General features: G+C 65.9%; 22 protein-coding genes, 1 tRNA gene and 1 other RNA gene. 20 read left to right on the forward strand and 4 right to left on the reverse strand.

Annotation, left to right across the window (positions count from 1 at the left end; all coding sequences use genetic code 11):
• Window positions 1-79 precede the first annotated feature (79 nt).
• From GF399_08965 to GF399_09020, 12 genes are all read left to right on the forward strand, one after another.
• A complete protein-coding gene (locus tag GF399_08965) occupies window positions 80-1,018 on the forward strand; it encodes a tetratricopeptide repeat protein (GenBank protein MBD3400450.1) in 939 nt (312 codons plus the stop codon).
• A 113-nt stretch (window positions 1,019-1,131) separates the two neighbouring features.
• A complete protein-coding gene (locus GF399_08970; GenBank protein ID MBD3400451.1) occupies window positions 1,132-1,506 on the forward strand; it encodes a hypothetical protein in 375 nt (124 codons plus the stop codon).
• A gap of 8 nt (window positions 1,507-1,514) precedes the next feature.
• The gene (locus GF399_08975) at window positions 1,515-1,919 is read left to right on the forward strand and encodes a hypothetical protein (protein MBD3400452.1); all 405 of its coding nucleotides are present in this window, start codon (window positions 1,515-1,517) and stop codon (window positions 1,917-1,919) included.
• A gap of 24 nt (window positions 1,920-1,943) precedes the next feature.
• Window positions 1,944-3,110, forward strand: coding sequence for an aminotransferase class I/II-fold pyridoxal phosphate-dependent enzyme (locus GF399_08980; protein MBD3400453.1), 1,167 nt, complete (start codon window positions 1,944-1,946; stop codon window positions 3,108-3,110).
• Complete coding sequence (gene folK, locus GF399_08985) at window positions 3,107-3,580, forward strand: 2-amino-4-hydroxy-6-hydroxymethyldihydropteridine diphosphokinase (GenBank protein MBD3400454.1); 474 nt, start codon at window positions 3,107-3,109, stop codon at window positions 3,578-3,580. Before GF399_08980 ends, folK begins: the two co-directional genes overlap by 4 nt.
• Before the next feature lie 29 nt (window positions 3,581-3,609).
• The gene (panB, locus tag GF399_08990) at window positions 3,610-4,452 is read left to right on the forward strand and encodes a 3-methyl-2-oxobutanoate hydroxymethyltransferase (GenBank protein ID MBD3400455.1); all 843 of its coding nucleotides are present in this window, start codon (window positions 3,610-3,612) and stop codon (window positions 4,450-4,452) included.
• An 18-nt stretch (window positions 4,453-4,470) separates the two neighbouring features.
• Window positions 4,471-6,927, forward strand: coding sequence for a hypothetical protein (locus tag GF399_08995; GenBank protein ID MBD3400456.1), 2,457 nt, complete (start codon window positions 4,471-4,473; stop codon window positions 6,925-6,927).
• Between the two features lie 417 nt (window positions 6,928-7,344).
• A complete protein-coding gene (locus GF399_09000; protein ID MBD3400457.1) occupies window positions 7,345-8,022 on the forward strand; it encodes a hypothetical protein in 678 nt (225 codons plus the stop codon).
• 34 nt (window positions 8,023-8,056) lie between these two features.
• The gene (locus tag GF399_09005) at window positions 8,057-8,251 is read left to right on the forward strand and encodes a hypothetical protein (GenBank protein MBD3400458.1); all 195 of its coding nucleotides are present in this window, start codon (window positions 8,057-8,059) and stop codon (window positions 8,249-8,251) included.
• A gap of 99 nt (window positions 8,252-8,350) precedes the next feature.
• A complete protein-coding gene (locus tag GF399_09010; protein ID MBD3400459.1) occupies window positions 8,351-8,542 on the forward strand; it encodes a hypothetical protein in 192 nt (63 codons plus the stop codon).
• Between the two features lie 273 nt (window positions 8,543-8,815).
• A complete protein-coding gene (locus GF399_09015; protein ID MBD3400460.1) occupies window positions 8,816-9,064 on the forward strand; it encodes a hypothetical protein in 249 nt (82 codons plus the stop codon).
• The gene (locus GF399_09020; protein MBD3400461.1) at window positions 9,057-9,239 is read left to right on the forward strand and encodes a hypothetical protein; all 183 of its coding nucleotides are present in this window, start codon (window positions 9,057-9,059) and stop codon (window positions 9,237-9,239) included. The genes GF399_09015 and GF399_09020 overlap by 8 nt, the downstream gene beginning before the upstream one ends.
• 90 nt (window positions 9,240-9,329) lie before the next feature.
• Here the strand turns inward: GF399_09020 and GF399_09025 are convergent, their stop codons facing one another.
• The gene (locus GF399_09025) at window positions 9,330-9,815 is read right to left on the reverse strand and encodes a hypothetical protein (protein ID MBD3400462.1); all 486 of its coding nucleotides are present in this window, start codon (window positions 9,813-9,815) and stop codon (window positions 9,330-9,332) included.
• A gap of 107 nt (window positions 9,816-9,922) precedes the next feature.
• On the opposite strand from GF399_09025, the gene GF399_09030 reads away from it, so the two are divergent.
• From GF399_09030 to GF399_09050, 5 genes are all read left to right on the forward strand, one after another.
• The gene (locus tag GF399_09030) at window positions 9,923-10,801 is read left to right on the forward strand and encodes a radical SAM protein (GenBank protein ID MBD3400463.1); all 879 of its coding nucleotides are present in this window, start codon (window positions 9,923-9,925) and stop codon (window positions 10,799-10,801) included.
• 251 nt (window positions 10,802-11,052) lie between these two features.
• A complete protein-coding gene (locus GF399_09035) occupies window positions 11,053-11,403 on the forward strand; it encodes a hypothetical protein (GenBank protein MBD3400464.1) in 351 nt (116 codons plus the stop codon).
• A 135-nt stretch (window positions 11,404-11,538) separates the two neighbouring features.
• Entirely contained in the window at window positions 11,539-11,724 is a 186-nt protein-coding gene (locus GF399_09040; protein MBD3400465.1) for a hypothetical protein, read from the forward strand.
• A 6-nt stretch (window positions 11,725-11,730) separates the two neighbouring features.
• Window positions 11,731-12,300 (forward strand): hypothetical protein, encoded by a 570-nt coding sequence (locus tag GF399_09045; GenBank protein ID MBD3400466.1) that lies wholly within the window; start codon window positions 11,731-11,733, stop codon window positions 12,298-12,300.
• 19 nt (window positions 12,301-12,319) lie between these two features.
• Window positions 12,320-13,117: a methyltransferase domain-containing protein gene (locus GF399_09050; protein ID MBD3400467.1), complete on the forward strand. Its 798-nt coding sequence runs from the start codon at window positions 12,320-12,322 to the stop codon at window positions 13,115-13,117.
• Window positions 13,118-13,265: 148 nt separating this feature from the next.
• Here GF399_09050 and GF399_09055 read toward each other — a convergent pair.
• Together GF399_09055 and selB are read right to left on the reverse strand one after the other, a co-directional pair.
• A tRNA-Sec gene (locus tag GF399_09055) sits at window positions 13,266-13,363 on the reverse strand.
• 37 nt (window positions 13,364-13,400) lie between these two features.
• Window positions 13,401-15,851 carry a selenocysteine-specific translation elongation factor gene (gene selB / locus GF399_09060; GenBank protein MBD3400468.1) on the reverse strand — a complete coding sequence of 817 codons (2,451 nt, stop codon included), beginning with the start codon at window positions 15,849-15,851 and terminating at the stop codon, window positions 13,401-13,403.
• A gap of 130 nt (window positions 15,852-15,981) precedes the next feature.
• On the opposite strand from selB, the gene GF399_09065 reads away from it, so the two are divergent.
• The 3 genes from GF399_09065 to GF399_09075 all read left to right on the forward strand — a co-directional run bounded on the left by GF399_09065 (window position 15,982) and on the right by GF399_09075 (window position 18,735).
• On the forward strand, window positions 15,982-16,821 hold the full coding sequence (locus tag GF399_09065) for a hypothetical protein (GenBank protein ID MBD3400469.1): 840 nt from the start codon (window positions 15,982-15,984) through the stop codon (window positions 16,819-16,821).
• A gap of 103 nt (window positions 16,822-16,924) precedes the next feature.
• Entirely contained in the window at window positions 16,925-17,935 is a 1,011-nt protein-coding gene (locus tag GF399_09070; protein MBD3400470.1) for a hypothetical protein, read from the forward strand.
• A complete protein-coding gene (locus tag GF399_09075) occupies window positions 17,932-18,735 on the forward strand; it encodes a hypothetical protein (protein ID MBD3400471.1) in 804 nt (267 codons plus the stop codon). The genes GF399_09070 and GF399_09075 overlap by 4 nt, the downstream gene beginning before the upstream one ends.
• 56 nt (window positions 18,736-18,791) lie before the next feature.
• On the opposite strand, the gene rnpB is transcribed toward GF399_09075, so the two are convergent.
• Window positions 18,792-19,238: RNase P RNA component class A (gene rnpB, locus GF399_09080), an RNA gene on the reverse strand.
• Window positions 19,239-20,079 lie beyond the last annotated feature (841 nt).

Genomic DNA, 20,079 nt, shown 5'->3' on the forward strand with positions numbered 1-20,079 from the left:
CGGGCTTCCCTTCAGCCGATGAACCGCTCTGCTAGCCGGTCGGCTAACCGTTCAGGGAGCCCCGCCCCGCGGTGGGGCTTTGAAACTCCCCCGCCGCCGGGGCGTATATATACGCGAGAACCCCGACCCGACGCCGGAGCGCGTCTTTAAGGTCCGACACCTCGAGCGCTACGTCATCACTATGCCATCACACTTCCGCACGTTCACGGTTACAGCGATCACCGCCCTGCTCGCGCTGGGCGCCTGCGCTCCCGACGGCCAGGCCGGCGATCCGACCATCAACGAGCTAGCCGAACGGGTCTCGGCCGCTCCCGCCGACGCCGAGCTGCGCCTCGAGTTCGGCACGGCCTTCATGCTCCAGGACCCCCCGGACTACCAGCAGGCGGCCGATCAGTTCGCCGAGGCCGCCCGCCTGCGGCCCGACTGGGCCGAAGCCCACTACAACCACGGCGTCGCCCTGGCCGAGCTGGACCGCTACGCCGAGGCCGAAAAGGCCTTCAAGAGCGCCATCGCCCTGGCGCCGGAGTTCGCACCGGCCTGGAGCAACCTGGGCCTGATCCACCATCTCCATCACCGTTTCGCCGAGGCCCGCAACTGCTACCTGCGCGCTCTCAAGCTCGAGCCCGGGTACTACGAGGCCGCCTTCAACCTCGGCTGCACCTACGAAGAGCTGCGCAAGATGCCCGAGGCCCTCGACGCCTACGCCACGGCGATCGAGTTGGAGCCGGACAAGCTGCCCGCCTACGTCAACTCCGCCCGCCTGTACTTCATCGCCGGGCGCTATGAGACCGCCCTGGAACGGCTGACGCGGGCCGACGAACTCAAGCCCGGCGATCCGGCGATCCTCTACAACATCTACCGCTGCCACAAGGCTCTCGGCGCCGACGAGCTGGCCGACGAATACTACCGGACCGCCGTCAACCTCGACCCCCGCTACGCCGAGCTGCCGATCGAGACCAGCGGCTTCATCCCCCTGGGGACGACCGCAGAGGCCGAGGAGCCCGAAGCGACGGAGTGACCGACCTTTAAGCGGCACCGCGCCGCACCTATCAATCGCGAAACCCAACGAGAACCGTCTTCAGCCCCGCCCGTCCCCTCGGCCCTCCGGCCGTTACGCTGTGGAGGACAATCATGAGAATAAAACCCTTAGCCGCCGTGGGCACCCTGGTCGCCGTCCTCGGGCTGGGTTACCTGCTCGGGGTGGCCTGCGAGCCCGATCCGATGAGCATCGGCGTCGAGGGCGCCGCTTCGGTGAAGGTCTATGAGATACCCGCCGGGAACTTCGAGGGCAGCGAATACGAGGAGTTCGACGAGCTGAGCCTCGATCCCGCCGACGACGACACCACGCCGATGCTGTTGATCTACGGCGACCACGGCTCCGAGCGCACCCTGTGGTATCCCCTCGAGCCCGAGTACTGGCACGCCAAGGACGGTCTGCTGCACATCGACGACGACGGCCAGGGCACCGAGTGGTATCGCATCGTCCTGCTCTACCAACTCGACTAGGAGGAGCCATGCGCAAGACCCTGATCGCGGTTCTGATCCTGGTCGGGTTGTCCGCCGTCGCCCTGACTTCCTGCGGCGACCCCGAATCGATCGTCGAGCCCTACGCCTGGGAGACATCCTACACCTTCAGCGCCGCCGAGGTCGACGCCGCCGGCGGTTGGCTGGAGATCGTCGAGCTGGGCAACGACGAAGCGCTCGACACCACCCCCGCCGTCTACGTCTGGGGTAACGGACCCGCCGACGTCGACGAGGACGGCGACGGGCCGGGTGATCCCGTCACCCACTGGAGCCGGCTCGAGGCCGGTTTCTACCACCTGGACCTGGTCAACGGCCGCCTGTTCATCGACACCGACGAGGGCAGCCGGGACTTCCACGTCGTCATCGCCAAGGTCCGCGACACCCTCGACGACTGATCATCCCTCTTCCGGGAGACGAGCTTGGCCGGTAAACCCTCGCGACGGCTGGACGCCGTCGAACCCTACATCTTCGCCGAAATCGCCGCCCGGCGGACCGCTGCGGCCGCCCGGGGCCTGGAGATCATCGACCTGGGCCGCGGCGGACCCGACTACCCCCCGCACCTCGAGGCGATGGAGGAGCTGGCCGTCGAGGCCGCCGATCCGGCTAACTACGGCTACACCTCCTACGCCGGCTCGCCGGACTTCCAGCGCGCCGTCGCCGACTGGTACGAGCGGCACTTCGCCGTCCGGCCCGCCGGAACCGTCCCGCTTTCGGGCTCCAAGGGCGGCCTCTCCCGCGTGTTCATGGCCCTCTGCGATCCCGGCGACACCGTCATCCTGCCCGAGCCCGCCTTCCCCTCCTACCGCAGCGCCGCCGTGCTGGCCGGCCTGGAGATCCATCCCCTGGTCCTGCGGCCGCAGAACGGCTGGCGGCCGCTGCTGACGGAGATCCCCGACGACGTCGCCGAGCGGGCCCGGCTGCTCTACCTCAACTATCCCACCAACCCCACCGGCGCCACCGTCGAGCGCGGCGACCTGGAGGGCGTCGTCGCCTGGGCCGCCGAACACGACGTCCTCATCGTTTACGACAACGCCTACAACCTGCTGGTCTTCGACGGTCCGCCGCTGTCCATCCTCAGCCTGCCCGGCGCCGCCGAGGTCGCCCTCGAGTTTCACACCCTGAGCAAGGCCTACGGCATGGCCGGGCTGCGGGCGGCCTACGCCTGCGGGCAGTCCACGGCCCTGGACGCCCTGCGCAAGATCGAGCTCTACCACCAGGCCGGGCTGTTCGGTCCCGCCCTGGACGCCTGCAGCGTGGCCCTCGACCAGGGCGACGACTACGTCGCCGGCAACGTCGAAATCCTGCGCCGCCGCCGCGAATTGGTCAGCGGCCGGCTCGACGCCATGGGCTGGGAACACACCTCGCCCGGCGGCGCGGCCTACTTCTTCCTCCGTCTGGACGGCGACGGCGACGACAGCGCTTTCTGCCGCGAGCTCCTCGACACCCGGGGCGTCGTGCTGACCCCGGGCTCGGCCTTCGGCGCCGCCGGCGCCGGTTGGGTCCGCCTGGCCCTGACCCGGCCCGCCGCCGAACTCGAAACGGCCCTGGAGCGCATCGCCCGCTTTCGCGACGAGCACGGCGCATGAACCGCCGGGCCCTTGTCTCCCTGGGCTCCAACCTCGGCGACCGCCGCGCCAACCTCCGCCGGGCCCTGGCCCTGCTGGAGCGCGAGCCGACGCTCCGCCTGATTGCCGTCAGCGCCCTGCTGCGGACCGCGCCCCACGGTAAATGCGCCGCCGGGGGTTGGTTCCTCAACGCCGCGGCGCTGTTGGAAACCGAACTGGGCATCGGCGAGCTGGGACACCTGCTGGCCCGCCTCGAGAACCGCCTCGGCCGCCGGGCCGACCGCCGCCGCCGCGACCACGCCCGCCGCCTGGATCTGGACCTGCTATTGCTGGGTCGACTCTGCGACACCGAAAACGGCTATCGCGTCCCCCACCCGCGCCTGACCGAGCGGCCCTTCATCCTGGCCCCCGCCGCCGAGATCGCCCCCAAGATCCTCGTCCCCACGACGGGACGCACGATCGCCCGGCACCTGCGGGACTTCAACCACTAGTCAGCCCCCGCCTCCCACCCCCGCCGACCATGAGCAGTCTCCATCAAACCAAACGCCTCACCACCCGCGGGTTGCGCAAGCTCAAGGGCAAACGGCCCATCTGCTGCCTGACCGCCTACGATCACCCCAGCGCCCTGGTCTGCGCCCGGGCCGGCGTCGAGCTGATCCTCGTCGGCGACAGCCTGGGCAACGTCGTCCAGGGCCGCGACGACACCCTCGGCGTGACCCTCGAGCAGCTCCTCTACCACACCACCCTGGTCGATCGCGCCCTGCAGCAACTTGCCCACGGCGGCTCGCTGGAGCGCCTGCCCCTGCTGGTGGCCGACCTGCCCTTTCTGACCTTCCACACCACCCCCGCCGCGGCCGTCGCCAACGCCGGTCGCTGTCTGGCCGAGGGCGGCGCCCAGGCCGTCAAGCTCGAATGGCGTCCCGGCATCGACAGCTACACCCGTACCCTGACCGAGGCCGGTATCCCGGTGATGGGCCACCTCGGCCTGACCCCCCAGGCCGTTCACCAGCTCGGCGGCTACCGGGTCCAGGGACGCGGCGAAACCGACGCCGAGCTGCTGCTCAGCGAAATCCGCAAGCTCGAGGCCGCCGGAGCCTTCGCCGTGGTTCTCGAACTCGTCCCCCGCGAGCTGGCCGCCCGCCTGACCGCCGCCGTCGACATCCCCACCATCGGCATCGGCGCCGGACCGAGCTGCGACGGACAGATCCTCGTCTTCCACGACCTCCTCGGCCTCGGCAACGCCGCACCCAGGCACGTCAAGCGCTACCTCGAGGGGGCGGAGCTGTTCGAACAAGCCGTCGGCGCCTACATCGCCGACGTTCGGGAGGGAAAATTCCCCGGCGCTGAACAGAGCTTCGAGTAGCCCGCCCCGGCCGACTCCATGGCAAACGAGGGTCCGGCGCGGTTGTTGCCCGCGTCCACCAGGTCGGGCGACCTGGTGGACGCGGAGCGCAAGAACCGTGACGGACCCGGTCGCCGTCGGCTATACTGGGAGCGTTGCCCACCGTCGACAACCGGACGCCGCCGTCGTCAGCCCCTGCGCAGAGCCGGTGGAGAGGCAGCCCTCGCTTGTTCCGTTCCGGGACAGGCTGGAACGAGCGCCGTCCGGCGCAACGAACCGCCTCGGAGGAAAGCGATGAGAGTCCACCCCACGGCGTTATGTCTGTTGCTCGCCCCGCTGATGCTCACCGGCACCGCCGCCGCCCGCGATGTCGTCGCCACGCGCACCCAGGCCCCGCCGCAGATCGACGGCCGCCTGACCGACATCGTCTGGGAGGCCGCCCAGCCGACGAGCAACTTCATCTACCGCAGCATCGGCCTGCCCTGGCCCGCCGGTCAGCAGAGCGTCGTCTGGATCCTCTACGACGACGAGGCCCTCTACTTCGCCGTGGCCTGTTACGAACAGACGATGGACGGCGTGGTCGCGGACATGGTGCGCCACGATGATCCCCTATGGCTCGACGATTCCTTCTCGATCCTCTTCGACACTTTCGACGACGGCCGCTCCGGCTACTGGTTCATCGTCAACCCCCAGGGCACGCGCTACGACGCCGTCTACAGCCAGGACGGCACTTACATCGACGACGAGTGGGACGCCAACTGGGAGGCCGCCGCCGTCGTCGAACAGGACCGCTGGGTGGCCGAGATCCGCATCCCCTGGCGCTCCATCCACTACGTCGACCCCGCCGAGGGGCTGGGGATCGAGTTCTGGCGCAACGAGCTGCCCAACGACGAGAGCACGGTCTGGGCCAACTACGACGGCACCCTGTTCCAGTCCTCCCGTTTCGGCCGTCTGACGGGTATCGAGGACCTCGACACCCCGGTGAGCGTCAGCATCACCCCCTACGCCACCGCCGAGCGGGTCTGGAACGATGTCGAGGACGCCATCGACTACGACGATCCCTCTCTGGTCGAGACCGGCATCGACGACAACTTCCGCGCCGGCGTCGACGTCGACTTCCGCCCCTTCGGTGCGATGAGCGTCGCCGCCACCTACAACCCCGACTACGCCCACATCGAGAGCGATCTCAACGAGATCAATCTCTCCCGCGACGAGCTGTACCTCAACGAAAAACGACCCTTCTTCCGCGAAGGTAAAGCCCTCTTCGAGTTGCCCCTGCAGTTGTTCTATTCCCGCCGCATCGCCGAGATCGACTACGCCGGCAAGGTTTACGGCAAGGTCGGCGGTCTGCGCTACTACGTCACCGACGTCGAGGGCCGGGTCTTCGACAAGGCCGACTACACCACCTACCGCGGCGACTACTGGACCGACTCCCTGCGGGCCAACGTCGCCGCCCTGCGCCTGACCCACGACGTCTTCGACGCCTCGTCCATCGGTGTCACCGCCGTCAATAAATACCAGAAGGAAAAGTTCGAGGCCATCGAGGGCCCCTTCGGGCTCGAGGGTTTCGAACGCGTCGACTGCGGCCTCAACGACACCATCGTCGGTCTGGACTTCAACATGGCCACGGAATACGACCTGCTGGCCACCGGCCAGGTGGCCTACCAGTGGAACGAGAAGAATGACACCCAGGACCTGGCCTGGTACCTCGACGCCGAGTGGGAGGATCCCAACTGGACCCTGGGCTTATCCGCCCAGCAGATCCGTCCCGACTTCGACGCCGAGATGGGCTATCTGCCCTACTCCGATCTGGACACCCTGGGTGGCGAGGTCTATGGCGAATACCTCTGGGGCATCTGGAACGACTTCTTCGACACCACCTACGTCGGCGGCTACTACTACCACTATCAGGAGAACGACGGCGGCCCGCTGGCCTACCAGGGCTGGGGCGGCTACGCCGGCGCCGATTTCGCCCCCGGCGTCACCCTCTACGGCTCCTACTGGCAGGCCTACGAAACCGAGGAGTACTTCGAGGACGAGCGCTGGAGCTTCGAGAACCTGTTCTACTCCGGCACCCTGGCCTACGGTCTGGACCGCTGGAGCAACGCCAGCCTGAGTTACACCGGCGGCGATTTCTACGGCTACGACCTGCACTACTGGGAGCTGTCCGCCGCCCTGGCCCCCTTCAGCGGACTGACCCTCGAGGGCAACGTCGAGTACGAACGGCTGATGGGTCCCGACCTCTACTACTCGATGGCCGGCGATCACTGGTTCGTCTCCGCCGGGGTGACGGCCAAGTTCACCAACGAGCTCTGGCTGCGCCTGTTCGGCCAGCGCAACACCCTGCGCGGCACCGAAGAGGCCAACGCCCTGCTGGCCTGGAACTACCTCCCCGGCAGCTATCTCTACCTGGCCTACAATCTCCTCCACCCGACCACGGGCTGGGAGACCGAGCACATCCTGTTCCTCAAGGCCTCCTTCACCCTGGATCTCTGACGAGCCGACTTGCCTCCCCGAACTCCAGCGCGGGAAAGCGAACCAACCACCGGCGATTGTCTGGCTGCCGACGAGACAACCTGAACCACGACATCGGAGCCCGCGTGCGCCAGAAGCCGGTTCAGCGATGACACGGCGTACTATCCGGCCGCGGTGGTAGTATCCAGCTCAGTGAATTCACAGGCCTTGTCGAGCCGTGTTCTGACCGCGTAACCCGAACAGGTTCGGCGGGGGAAGAGCTGGAGTAGCTGACGCTTGAACGCCCGTCCAGCGTCACGGGGTCGACGGTGCCCCGTTAATCCAGACTTCAGCGTCCGCTGCACATCCCGGAGGACCCCGGGGCGACTGAGTACCGCGCCCCCTTGCTGATAGCGCCCGGCCCACCGCCAGGTGTGATCCTACGGCTCAAGAGCTCAGATGAAACCCTCCCCCCCAGCACCCGAACCCACGAAGGACCGGCGGCCCGGCGGACCCGGCTTCGGGCGCCTCCTCGGCTGGATGATCCTGCGGCCGGCCCGCGCCGTCGAGGCCCTGCTCGACGACGAGACCGCCCTCGGCAAGGGCCTGGCCGTCCAGGGTCTGCTGATCGCCGGCTACACCTACGTCGTCGCCGCCCTGCTCTTCGGTGGCGCCGGGGCGCTCAACCCCTCGGTCCTGCAGCTCGGACCCTTCCAACAGTACCGTCTGCAGATCTTCTACCAGGGGCCGCTGTTCCTCTACGCCACCCTGGCGGCGGCCGGCCTGCTGCAGTTGCTGACCCGCCGCGCCGCGCCCTACGGCCGGGTCTTCGCCGCCCTGGGCTTCGCCTACAGCGTGCCCTGTCTGCTGACCACCCTGCCCGTCGAGGCCGTCGCCGGCAGTCTGGTTCTCACCGGGGCGACCACCCGGGAGGCCTTCGCCGCCTGGATCGAAGGCCCCGGTGCTCTCTTCGGTTGGGCCTATCAGCTCCTGGTCGTGGGCTGGACCGTTTTCCTCTTCCTGCTGACCGCCGTCAAGCTGGCCCGCCGCGGCGGTGGAGGCCTCATCCCCGGCCTGGCGGCCGGATCGGCCGCCGTACTGGCCTTCGCCCTGCCCGTCGGTCTGTTCATTCGCTGATCTAGTTCACTCCGCACCCAAGGAAGGTCTTGTGTTGGCTCTGTATTACGGTTCCTTGATCGTCGGCGGCATCGCCCTGCTGGCCCTGCTGGTCTACCTGCTGAGTTTCTTCATCGAGGGCTTGAGCAAGCTCGGCGGCGCCGTCATCAAGGCCGTCATCCCCCTGGCCCTGCTGGCCGGAGCCGCCTACCTGATCTACCTGATCGTCGAGGGCCGGCTGAGCTTCTAGCCGCCGCGGCGGTTACCGCCCACCCCAACCCGCCACAGCCTTGAACCCGGCGCCGCCGACGGGTATCATTGGAGCGGAAAACTGCTTACGGGAGGCCGGATGAGCCGCACCGGCTATTCGACGGGAACCCGGGTCATCATCGGCGCACTGGCGGTTCTCGGCGCCTTCTTCCTGCTCAGCTCGATCTTCTGGTCGGTCTGGATTTTCTTTCGTTGGATATTGGGTCCGCTCTTAGTCGTCGGGTTGATCGTCTATTTCGTCGCCCGCCGTCGGGATTCGCAGCGCTACTAATCGCCTTTACCGCGCCTGGCACGCCACGCAAGCCCAGCGGCCGTCATGTCGAGGCCTGTGCTGTTGTTGAACGGTTGAAGCCGACGATGAATGCTCACCGGGCAATCGGCGTCCAGTAGCCGCCGGTTAACCTTAGAGGCGTGTCCGGGGTAAGACCCGCGCCCACGAACCAGGCTAATTCGACGGGTTTCGTCAGCCGTTCAGCGACAAGCCAGTGACATACCTTGACCGCCGACCGCGGCACGAGCCGTTGCTCGATCTCCGGAGGCCCGGATGAACATAGATGAACACCGCGGCGGATGCTCGATGGCCGGTCTGGCGCTGCCCTTCGTCCTGGTGGCCCTGGCGGCCATCGGCGTGCTGGGTCTGGTGGCCGGCCTGTTCAGCGTCCTGGTCGGTTTCGTGTGGTTTCTGGTCAAGTGGCTGCTGGCGCCCCTGGCCCTGGTGGCCCTGTTGATCTACCTGCTGGGGCGGCGCAGACGCCGTCGCAGCGTCGTCATCGAGGGAGAAAGGGATGGCTAAACGACTCACCGGCACCAAGGGCGCCCTGATCGCCTTCGGGATCCTCATCCTGGCGGGCCTTGCCCTGTGGCTGATCTTCCCGCTGCTGGGCTTCGTGCTGCGCTTCATCGTTCCGGGCCTGGTGGTGCTGGCGGTGATCATGTTCTTCGTCGGCCGCAAGCGGGACCGCAGCTGAGAGCACCGTCCGCCACGGCGGTAGAAAAAGGGACCGGCGCAGCGGTCCCTTAATCTCGCAAACAGGCGCGACAGGTCTGTGCGGAGCGGATCAGCGGGTCGGTCCCCAGACCTCGCCGTCGTCGCGGTCGTCGTCCCGATCGTCATCGTCGTCGTTGGAAGGCCCCCAGACCTCGCCGTCGCCGCTACCGCTGCTCTCATGCTTGACCGGACCGAAGCAGCCGCCCCGGACCTCGATCGAGCCGTAGAACTCGAAGCCGACATTGAGGAACATATAGCTGTAGCTGGTCTGCAGGGTTCGGCGGAAGGAGACGATGTCCGTCGAGGGCTTGAGGTAGATGCGGTAGTAGGCGCCCTCGACGCGTTCTACGCGCTCGACCTCGGGCCGTTTCTCCATCTCGAGGGCGACCTCGTCGCGGTGGTCCTCGTCGACCTCGACGACGACGACATCGTCACGGGCCTCGTCCTCGTCGTCGGTCACCGGCGGGGCGCCGGGACCCCAGACGTAACCGTCGTTGGCGCCGGTCAGCAACAGGACGGCGGCGAACATCAGTACGGCGTAGAACAGTTTGCGCATTTTAGCTCCCCGGTTGGCGGCCCGCTGCGGCGGACCGGTTTCGCTGTTAGTCCAGTATAGCCGCTATTCGACCTACTGACAACCTTAAACCGACGACGAGGTGCCCCGTGAATCCCGCCCAGCTTCCCGACCTGGCCCCCCGGCGTTTCCGCCGCTTCCCCACCCGGCCGCGCTACATCCAGCTCGAGACCACCCTGGCCTGCAATGCCGCCTGCGAATTCTGCTACCAGAAGGAAGTCGACCGCGGCCCCGTGCGGATGCGCGACGAGGTCTGGCGCAAGATCATCGACGAGACCCGCGGACTGGGCGTCTGCTACCGCCCCTTCCTGCAGAACGAACCCCTCTGCGACAACCGCCTCGAGGACATCTGCGCCTACATCAAGCGCGACCCCACCGCCACCGTCGAGCTCAACACCAACGGCGAGCTGCTGACCCCGGAACGCGGCCGGCGCCTGCTGGAAATCGGCCTCGAGCTGGTGCGCTTCAGCGTCGACGGCTATTCCCAGGCCGTCTACGACGTCACCCGCACCGGCGTCGACCGCGATCGGGTCTACGCCAACACCCGGGCCTTCTGCGAAGCCGCCCGGGGCACGGGCTGCCGCACCGAGGTGCGGATGATCGAGCTCGAGGCCAACGCCGACGAGCGGGAGCGGTTCAACCGCCACTGGGAGCCCCTCGCCGACGAGGTTCAACTCGTACCGCTCTACAACTGGCCCTGGACCGGCCAGACCCCGGCCGATGTCGTCCACCGCCCCTGCCTCAAGGTCCTGGACGAGATGTTCTTCTACACCGACGGCCGGGCCGTGCTCTGCTGCTGGGACGTCCACGGCCGCGGCGTCATCGGCGACGTCAGGCTCGAGCACGTGCTGGAGATCTGGAACGGACCGGTGGCGGGCAACTACCGCGAGCTGCTGGCCCGGGGCCGCCGCGAGGCGATCCACCTTTGCAGCCGCTGCGACGCTTACGGCGGACTGAACTGGTCTTAGGTAAGCTCCGGCGAAAGCTGCTGGAAGGGGCGGTCGGTTTCGACCGCCCCTTTACTACGAGCGCCGAGTCCCCATCCAGCGATATTCAACGAACGATAGCGATTGACGGGCGATCGGTCAATCCGGCTGGGTTGTAGAGGCTTGGATAAAGCTGGAAAATGATATCCGGAGGTTATATAGTGTTAACGTATTGTTAGAGCGTTGCGCCGGCGGATAACGACAGTACGACGCAGGAGTCGAGCGCGTGCTATGTGAAAAAGACCCAGCTTCTCATCCTGTTGACGATAACCGCGGTCGGAGCCAACTTCGGTCCTCAACTGCCCTTCTATTCGGGAGCTCCGGTTGAAGCCTGGCGACTCGAGGAGTATCTGTCCCGTTGGAAGTGGCCGCAGAGCGAGAACGAGAGCATTCAGCTGGTGAAGGAGGAGGTTTCGATATGGTTCGCGGCGCGCCGTGATAATTTATGTAGGGTAGGACTGGATGCAACCTGCCTCTACCGGAACCTGACCGACCAGCACCACGGCGTCAGACTGGCCCTGCCGTATTATGAACCCTATTACGGAGACGAGATAGCCGTTTACCTGAAGGACGGCGTCGACTAGTAAAACGTCGATTTTACGATCCACGGCGACGATGATGAATACTGCTACGCCGTATGGAATGTCGAGCTGCCGCCGCACGGCGATGTCAGCGTCCGCCTGGTGGGACCGTTGAGCGGTATGGGCGGCATCCTCGGCATGAAACACGGACTCTGGGGGTTGCCCGTCGATGAATGCTACTATCCGGCGCTAGATGTAGCCGTGGACAGCTACGACCTCGCACCGGGTTCATACTGGGCCGGGGCCGTCGAGCGCGTCGAGTTGAGGATCGATTTTGAAGACTGGCCCTGGGAGAGTCTGATTGAGGCCGACGGCGACCCGTAGATCATCATGCCGGAACCGTCCCGAACGGCGGAGGTGGAACTGGAGGCCGGCGGCTTTTCTTTACGGCTCGATGACTATGAAGCGCAGGTCGACGAACGGACGGAGGTCGACGTCTATCGCTTTTTCTACGAGTGGCCCGAGGGGTACGATCCCCGCACTCATCACCGTGCGTCTACGACCCTGGTCGAGTCCGTCGGGGACCCCTTCCGCCTGCACGCCGTCCACGCCGACGACAATGATCCATCGACCTGCTGGTACGAGGGCGCTCCGGGCGACGGCGTCGGCGAGTGGCTGGAGTACTCCTGGGAGCGACCCCGAGAATTCAGCGGCCTGACGATAATCAACGGCTATGCGGCCAGCGAAGAGCTCTTCGACGGCAACGCCCGTCCGGCCCGGCTGCGCCTGGACTACTCGACGGGAAAGTCCGAAACCATCGAACTGGAAGACACCTTGAACCCCCAAAGCTTTGAGCTGCGCCCCGGCGGTGGGGTCGACCGGGTCAGGATGACCATCGAGGCGGTTTACCCGGGCGATCACTGGGAGGATTGCTGCCTGGCCGAGGCGCGGTTTGAATGAACGCTTACGCCGAGACGCCATGACCGAGTCGAACTACGATCCGCCGCTTTACGATCAGCCGTTGTATTACGACATCGCCTTTAGCTGGGACGTGACCGCCGAGATCGATTTCCTGGCCGGGCTGTTTACAGAGCACGTCCCCGGCGGGGTCGAGCGCGTGCTGGAGCCGGCCTGCGGCCCGGGACGGCTGCTGCGCGGCCTGGCGCGTCGGGGCTTCAGTGTGCTGGGCTATGACGCCAATCCCCGGATGGCGGCCTACGCCGTCGGGCTGCTCGAAAACGAGGGGCTGGGCGACCGGGCGCGGGTCACAGCCGGGTCGATGGAGGCCTTCCGGCCGCCGGGGCGCTACGGCGCCGCCGTCAACGTCATCAACAGCCTGGGCTACCTGCCGACCGACGGCGACATCCGCCGCCACTTCGCCTTGATAGCCGCGGCGCTGAAGCCGGGCGGGTTGTACGTCGTCCAGTTGTCCTGCGCCTGGGACGGACCGCCGAGCGGAGAGCCGAGCGGTTGGACCTGCGAGCGCGACGGGGTGCGGGTCGAGACCACCTGGTCCGTGGAGCGCGAGGAGCCGGAGCGGCGGCTGTCCCACCAGCGCTGCCGGATGGTCGTCGACGACCACGGACGGCGGCTGGTCCTCGACGAGCCCCACCTGTTGCGGTTGTGGTATTTCGATGAACTCGTCGCCCAGGCCGCGGGGGCCGGTTTCAACCTCCGCGGCGTCTACGCCGCGGATTTCAGCCCTACGGCCGTGGACGACGGCCTCAGCGGCGCCGACGGCAACCAGTACTTCGTCTTCGCGCGGGAGCGAACCTGACGGCGCCGTTACCCGCCGTTCCTCATCAGCCCTCTTCGCGATCTGAGACAGCGGTGGCCACTCCCGGCAGATTGCTCCACCACGTGTTCAATACCATATGCAAACCGGAGGCCCGTCGGCCTCCGGTCGGTCAGTCTCGGGTTGGAATTGGGGGAAGCTAGTGGGAATCGAACCCACCTGGGACCGGGTTAGGGCCCCACAACGGATTTGAAGTCCGCGAGGCTCACCAGACGCCTGCTAGCTTCCCCGGTGCGTAGCCGTTAGGATAACCGATTGTCAGCCTTCACGCAAGCCCTGGGTCGAGGGGGTCAAAACGGCCCCGACCGGCGTCCAACAGCCGGTGACTACCCGAGCGGCGGTCCGTCATCCCGGCCTCGTAGAGGTGGTCGAGGAACTGGGTGGCGAACTTGCGCGACAACCCGACGGCGTCCTTGAAGTCGGCCACCCGCAGCTCCCCGCCGTCCTCGAGCTCATCGAGCACCCGGCGGCGCAGCTTGCGGTAGATCGCGGCGGGCCAAAGGTAGACCTCGGTCAGCAGCGCCGCCTCGCCCACGGCCCGCAGATAGTGGGCCGCCTCGATGACGCGCTCCGGTGAGCGGTTGAGCTCAACGGCGGCCTCGGGCAGCAACAGGGCGGGATCGCTCACCCGCAGAAGCCCGCGGAGCTCCTCGACGACGTCCAGGAGCTTATTCGGCGGAGCGCCCTGGGGAGCCGGGGCGTAAGCCGAGCCGTAGCGCAGCAGCGAGCCGCGCTCGAGAAGCTCCTCGACGGCCCCGGACAACAGGCCGTCGTCGACCTTCTTGTCGCGCAGCAAGGCTTTGATTTGACCCCGATCCAGCGGTTGATAGGGCAGGTGTTTCTGCAGGAAACGAGCGAGACCACGAGACAGTTTATCCACGACCTCGGTGCGCCAGCGCGGGTGCAGCCAGCGCTCGCCACCCAGATGGACGACCCGGTCCCGCTCCGCCGACTCCGCCAGGAGAGACTTGACGTAACCGGGCATGAGTCCCTCGCGACGGGCGATATCGGCGGCGGTCAGCGCCTTGTCGGGCAGGGGGTTGTGCTTGAGCCACAACAGCGGCGCCGTGGCGTCGTCGGCGCTCTCGAGCTCGCCCAGGGCGGCGCGGTAGCTGGAACGGCTGCGACGATGGCGCTGAGCAAGGGGATCGATCACCCGGCCGCCGGCCACGGTGCGCGGCGGGCTGGGCACCCGCAGGATGAAGCGGTCCCCGCGGGCGAAGACCAGGGGGCGGCGCAGCTCGAGCTGGGCCAGGCAGTCCCCGCCCGGCTTGAGCTTACCGCCCTCCAGCAGAACCACCCGGCAGAGCTCCTCCCGGGTACCGGCGAGGAGCTTCAGCTCGCTCAGGTCGGCCAGGGGCTTGCTGGAGTTCAGCAACCGCAGGCGGACGTCCAGCCGCCGCGTCGCGGCGAAGCAGCCCGGGGCGATGAGTTCGTCGCCCCGCTTGACGCCGCGCTTGGGCAACCCGGAAAGGTTGACGGCCACCCGGCGACCGGCCGCGACCACCTGACGGTCACGCTGGTTGGTCTGCAGGTTGCGCACCCGGCCCCCGGCGCCGCCGGGCAGCAGCTCGACCTCGTCGCCGACGGCCAGGCTGCCCGAGCGAACCGCTCCGGTAACTACGGAACCAAAACCCTCGACGGTGAAGGCGCGGTCGGCGGCCAGGCGGAAGGCCGCTCCGGGACGCTCCAGACGCTTACAAGACGAGGCGACGGTGAACAACCGCTCCCGCAGCTCCTCCAAGCCGACGCCGGTCCTGGCGCTGGTCCGCACCACGGGCGCGCCCTCGAGCACCGTGCCCGTGAGCTGCTCGCGCAGCTCCTCAGCCACCAGCTCCAGCCACTCCGGATCCTCGATCAGGTCGACCTTGGTCAGCGCCACCACCCCCGGCGGTCGCGTCCGGCGCTCCAGCAGCAGATCGAGAATTTCGAGATGCTCCCGACTCTGGGGCATCAGCCCCTCGTCGGCGGCCACCACGAACAACACGGCGTCGAAGCCCGTGGCTCCGGCGACCATCTCCCTGACCAAACCCTCATGGCCGGGGACGTCGACGATGCCCAGTTCGCCCTCCGGCGTCTGCAGGAAAGCGAAACCCAGGCGGATCGAGATGCCACGACGGTGCTCCTCGTCGAGGCGGTCCGGATCCGTACCCGTCAACGCCTCGATCAGCTTGCTCTTGCCGTGGTCAACGTGGCCGGCGGTGCCGATGATCAGGCCTAGTTCTCGCGGTTGTTCCTGCTCGCTCATATCCTCTGGCGGGTTGAGACGACCGCTGAAAAACGGTCGCCGGGCTGCGGCAACGGTTCCAAATCGACGGCCGGAACTGGCACGGTTTTTGCATCTCGGCGGCCGCTGATGACGATGATAGCCGCCCGCCTCCGCAAAAACCGTGCCAGTTCCGGCTTGGCGCCTATCCGGGGTTGCCGGTTCGACGGGGGCTTTTTCAGCGGTCGCTGGTACCTGTGGTTTAACGGTTACATTGTACCTGGCGCGGGGCGTGGTGACAAACGGGAGCCGCTTTACCTCACGGGGGAATGATACTATACTTTGGTAATGCTGAATGCAGTTCAACCGATTTGGGGGTGGGGCCATGTTGGATGAGGAACGGCTGGAGGCGAGGCTGGCGGAGCTGCGCAACCTGGAGATAAACGATGATTGGCTGGAGTGGTTCGGCGTTTGGCTGCGCGGGGCCGAGCCGGGTGAGTTGGCGCGCATCCGTCCGGGGGTGCTGGCCGCGGAGCTGGGCGCCGATCTGCACTACTTCCTCAAGCTGCTAGTCGGCGCGGTCAAGGTGGGTCTGCTCGATCTCCACTGGGAGCACTTCTGCCCCACCTGAACCGGGCGGATGGACGCCTCGCGCAGCCTGCGCGAGGTCCAGGGGGAGCATTACTGTCGGATGTGCGAGGCCAACTTCACCAGCGTACTGGATCAGAACGTGGCCATCACCTTTTCCTTGAACGAGGGTCTGGCCGTCGGCGGCCTGCCCGAGCCGCCGGCCAAGGCGATGCTGTCTGATGACGACACCCGGGCCGTCGAGCTGTTCACCCTGCACGCCTTCCGGGAGCTGTTTCCCGACGATGTGCTGCCCACCGACGAGAGCCTCCAGGTGGCCGACATCTCGGTTATGTTCACCGACATCCGCGGTTCGACCCAGCTCTACGAACGCCTGGGCGATTCCCGAGCCTACCGTCTGGTGCGCGATCACTTCGCCGTATTGTTCGACGTCGTCGAGGAGCAGCGCGGGGCCGTGGTCAAGACGATCGGCGATTCAGTGATGGCGGCCTTCCGCGACCCGGTAGACGCCCTGCGCGCCGCCGTCGGTGTCCAGGGCAACCTGGCCCTGTTCAACCGGCGTCAGCGGCTCCATGAGGGTGACATCATCGTCCGCGTCGGTCTGGATCGCGGTCCGGCGATCTCGGTCAACCTCAACGACCGGCTGGACTTCTTCGGCAACACCATCAATCGCGTTTCGCGCATCGAGCGGCTGTCCCACGGCAACGACGTCGTCTTCGGCAGTGAGCTGCAGACCGATCCCCGGGTCCAGCGCTTCCTCGTCGAGCACGGCGAGCGCCTGGCCATCGAGCGTTTCGAGCAGCGGGTCAAGGGGCTGGCGCGGCCGATCGTCGGCTTCCGTCTGACGGCGCCCCGCGAGGTGGAGTTGACCCCGCCGCCGCGGCGGCGCTGATTCGCAGGCTTTTCGGGGTTGCGGTAGATTCCCCGGGTTCGGTGAAACCACGGTTGGGGTGCGGGTATCCAATCTTAACGAGACCAACAACCCTGGGGTGGTCATGTCCCGCAGCCTGGTACCGATAACGCTCTGCCTGTTCAGCACCCTGGCCTTCAGCGCCTGCTCCATCGCCGACGATCACGGTGTCGACGTCGATCCCCGCTATCAGCACACCAGCGAGCTGGACCCGGCGGAAATGGAGCGTCTCGTCGTCGATTGGTCCAACGGCGATATCGAGGTCCGGGCCGACGACGGCGAGACGGTCCGTCTGACCGCCGTGGGCTGGCGCGGCGGGGAGCCCCTCGAGCCTGCGGTCTGGCTGGACAAGCTGACCTTCGAGCTGGGTGAGGGTCGGCTCTTCTGTCGCTACGACCGCGAGCTGTTCCAGACCGTCGCCGTCAGTCTGCGGTTGTTGGTGCCCCGGGGCTTCAACGCCGAGATCGACACCTCCAACGGCGCCGTGACCGTCAACGGGCTCGACGGTCTGCGTGTCGATACCTCGAACGGCGACGTCCTGGTCCGGGACACGGCCGGTCCGCTCTCCGTCGACACCTCGAACGGCGAGGTAGACATCAGCCTGCTCGGCGGCCCGAGGGGTGAGATCCGCGCCGACTCCTCGAACGGCTCGGTCAAGGTCATCATCAGTGGGGACCACGACGGCGCTGTGGAGCTGAGCAGCTCCAACGGCGGTCTCGTTCTCCGCGTCGAGGGCGTCCAGCGCGGTGATGTCGTGCTCGACTCCTCCAACGGCTCACTCAACATCAGCTACGGCGGTTTCAGCGGCACCACCAGCGGCGACACCAGCAACGGCTCAATCGACGTCGTCCTGGGAACCGTTCCCGCTGGCATGGCCGTCGAGGCCGAAACGACCAACGGCGAAGTGGTCTGCGATCTCCCCGGCGCCGAGCTGCGTTCGGGCCAGGCCGGCGGCAGTATCATGCGCAGCGGTGACGGCCCGCAGTTGCTTCTCGACACCACCAACGGCGGGCTGACCATCCGTTACGACGAGAACGCCGCACCGATAAAACCCGAGGCCGCCGCCGGTTCCACGGACGAAGAAGGAGGGGCATGAAGAAGACGATACCCCTGGTCATCGCCCTGCTTGGCGCCTTGACGGCCGGCGCGTCAACCGAGCCCGGCTGGCGAACCGAGCTCGCTGCGGCCGAGTTCGACGCCCTGCGCGTCGAGTGGGAAAACGGCCCGGTGACCATCGAACCGGGGCACGGCGCGCGGCTCGTACTCGAGCTGACCCCCTTCGCCGACGGCCTGACGCTGATCCCCAACGAGTGGCTGGACCTGTGTCGCATCGAACCCCGGGCGGGCCTGCTCCTACTGGCTTTCGAGCGCGGCGGGGAAAGCGAGCGGCTGGGGATGCGCCTGCGGGTCGAGCTGCCCCGGAGCGTCGATATCGAGGTGAAATGTGGCAACGGTGACGTCACCGTGATCACCGAGGCCGGCGATCTGGACATCGAGTTGGGCAACGGTGACATCCTGGTCGAAAACGTCAACGGCGGAATCGACGCGACCCTGGGCAACGGCGATCTCGAGCTCGGGCTGCCTGAGGGTTACGCCGCCGAGGCCTTGGTGACCCAGGGCAACGGCGACAGTACGGTGCGCCTGGCCCCGGGCTACGCCGGTCGGCTGGACGTCGAGCTGGGCAACGGCGATATTGTCATCGAGCTGGCCGAGGTGCCGGCAAACCTGGGCCTGGAAGCCGAGAGCTCCCTCGGCGAGGTGCGGACGAACCTCGGGGGCGGGGAAGCGCGGGCCGAGCTGCTGAGCGAAAGCTTCGAGCTGAGTGGCGACGGACCGCGGATCCAGGCGGTGCTGGGCCGCGGCGATATCGAGATCAACCGCGTCGACGGCGACTGAGGCCGCTGACGCGACGGGCCTGAACAGGCGGGCCGCCCTCAGCGGGCGGCCCGTGTTACGTGGGCGCGACTGTAAGCCGAATTCTGTCTCCCGTCGTGCGGTCGGGTTTCCCCTCCGACGGGACGGCGACCATCCATCTTACGCCGGGGATCGCTCCCGCGGCTCCAGCGACCTACCCGAGACGCCTGGGGCGGGCCACCCATCGTCTCCTATTTGGTCTTGCTCCGGACGGGGTTTACCGAGCCGACGCCGTCGCCGGCGCCACTGGTGGGCTCTTACCCCACCTTTTCACCCTTGCCGGTCCGCCGAGGCGGACTTGGGCGGTCTGCGGGATCCTGGTGGATCCCCTCTCTGTGGCACTTTCCGTACGCTTGTCGCGTCCCGGGGGTTACCCGGCGTCCTGCCCTGCGGAGTTCGGACTTTCCTCGCCCCGTTAGTCGGAACCGCTTGGGCTCGTTGAACCCAGTCCGGCTCCCGGGGACGCGGCCGCCCGTCGCGCCGCACGGGGTAAGATAGCACAAAACGGGGGATTGTCAAGGCTTTGGTCGGTTACGATATTGGGGGCCGAATAGAAAAGAACATCCCTTTGGGTACGTTCAGGAAGGACTAGCCGAATCCATTTGAGCAATTAGTCCGACTCTTCGTAGCATCCTCTTCGCCAGCTTCGAACCGTCCAATACGGATGATCGTGCCCTCTTCTTCCTCAGTTATCTCCCACTTAATCCGGGGCTTGGGCGTCATTGTTCCTCCGTTAATCCCGACCCAAATGAGTAAGCGTGTCTGCCAGCTTTCTAAGTAGTGATGGCACCAAAGCCAGGATGTCTTTGTCATCTGAGGAAAAGGCATCAGGCTCTGGTGAATCAAAACTTACAATGCCTAAGAACCTTTTGGGGTTCATTGTGCTGACGATGCATAATAAAATACTTCTAAGATATGGTTTATGTGTATTAACAGGTATATATCTTAATGAATGCTTTTTTGCAATAATACACAACCTATTGTTAAACTCCACTTCTTCTGTTGGTGTGTTGTTCAACTCAAGTAGGTGTCGTAAAATTCTTGTGTATTGTCCATACAATATTCCAATAGCTCCTTTATATATATTATAGCGGTTTTTTGTGGTAGCTAAATCGTATGGAATACGAGATGTGTTACGTAATCTTACAGGTAACTATAACCTCATAAGTATATTTGTAAGTTTTCCTGTTTTGATGAATCCAAAGATATATGGTTCAAAAAAGGATGCTCGAATAGTTTTTTCATCGCCTAAAATTTGACGTATCGATTCCATGCTCAATTTACAGATTGATTCCTTTTGTTTTCTATTACGAAGTTTAATTATAA

The sequence above is a fragment of the Candidatus Coatesbacteria bacterium genome, assembly GCA_014728225.1.
In the GTDB taxonomy this organism is placed as follows: Bacteria; RBG-13-66-14; RBG-13-66-14; order RBG-13-66-14; family RBG-13-66-14; genus WJLX01.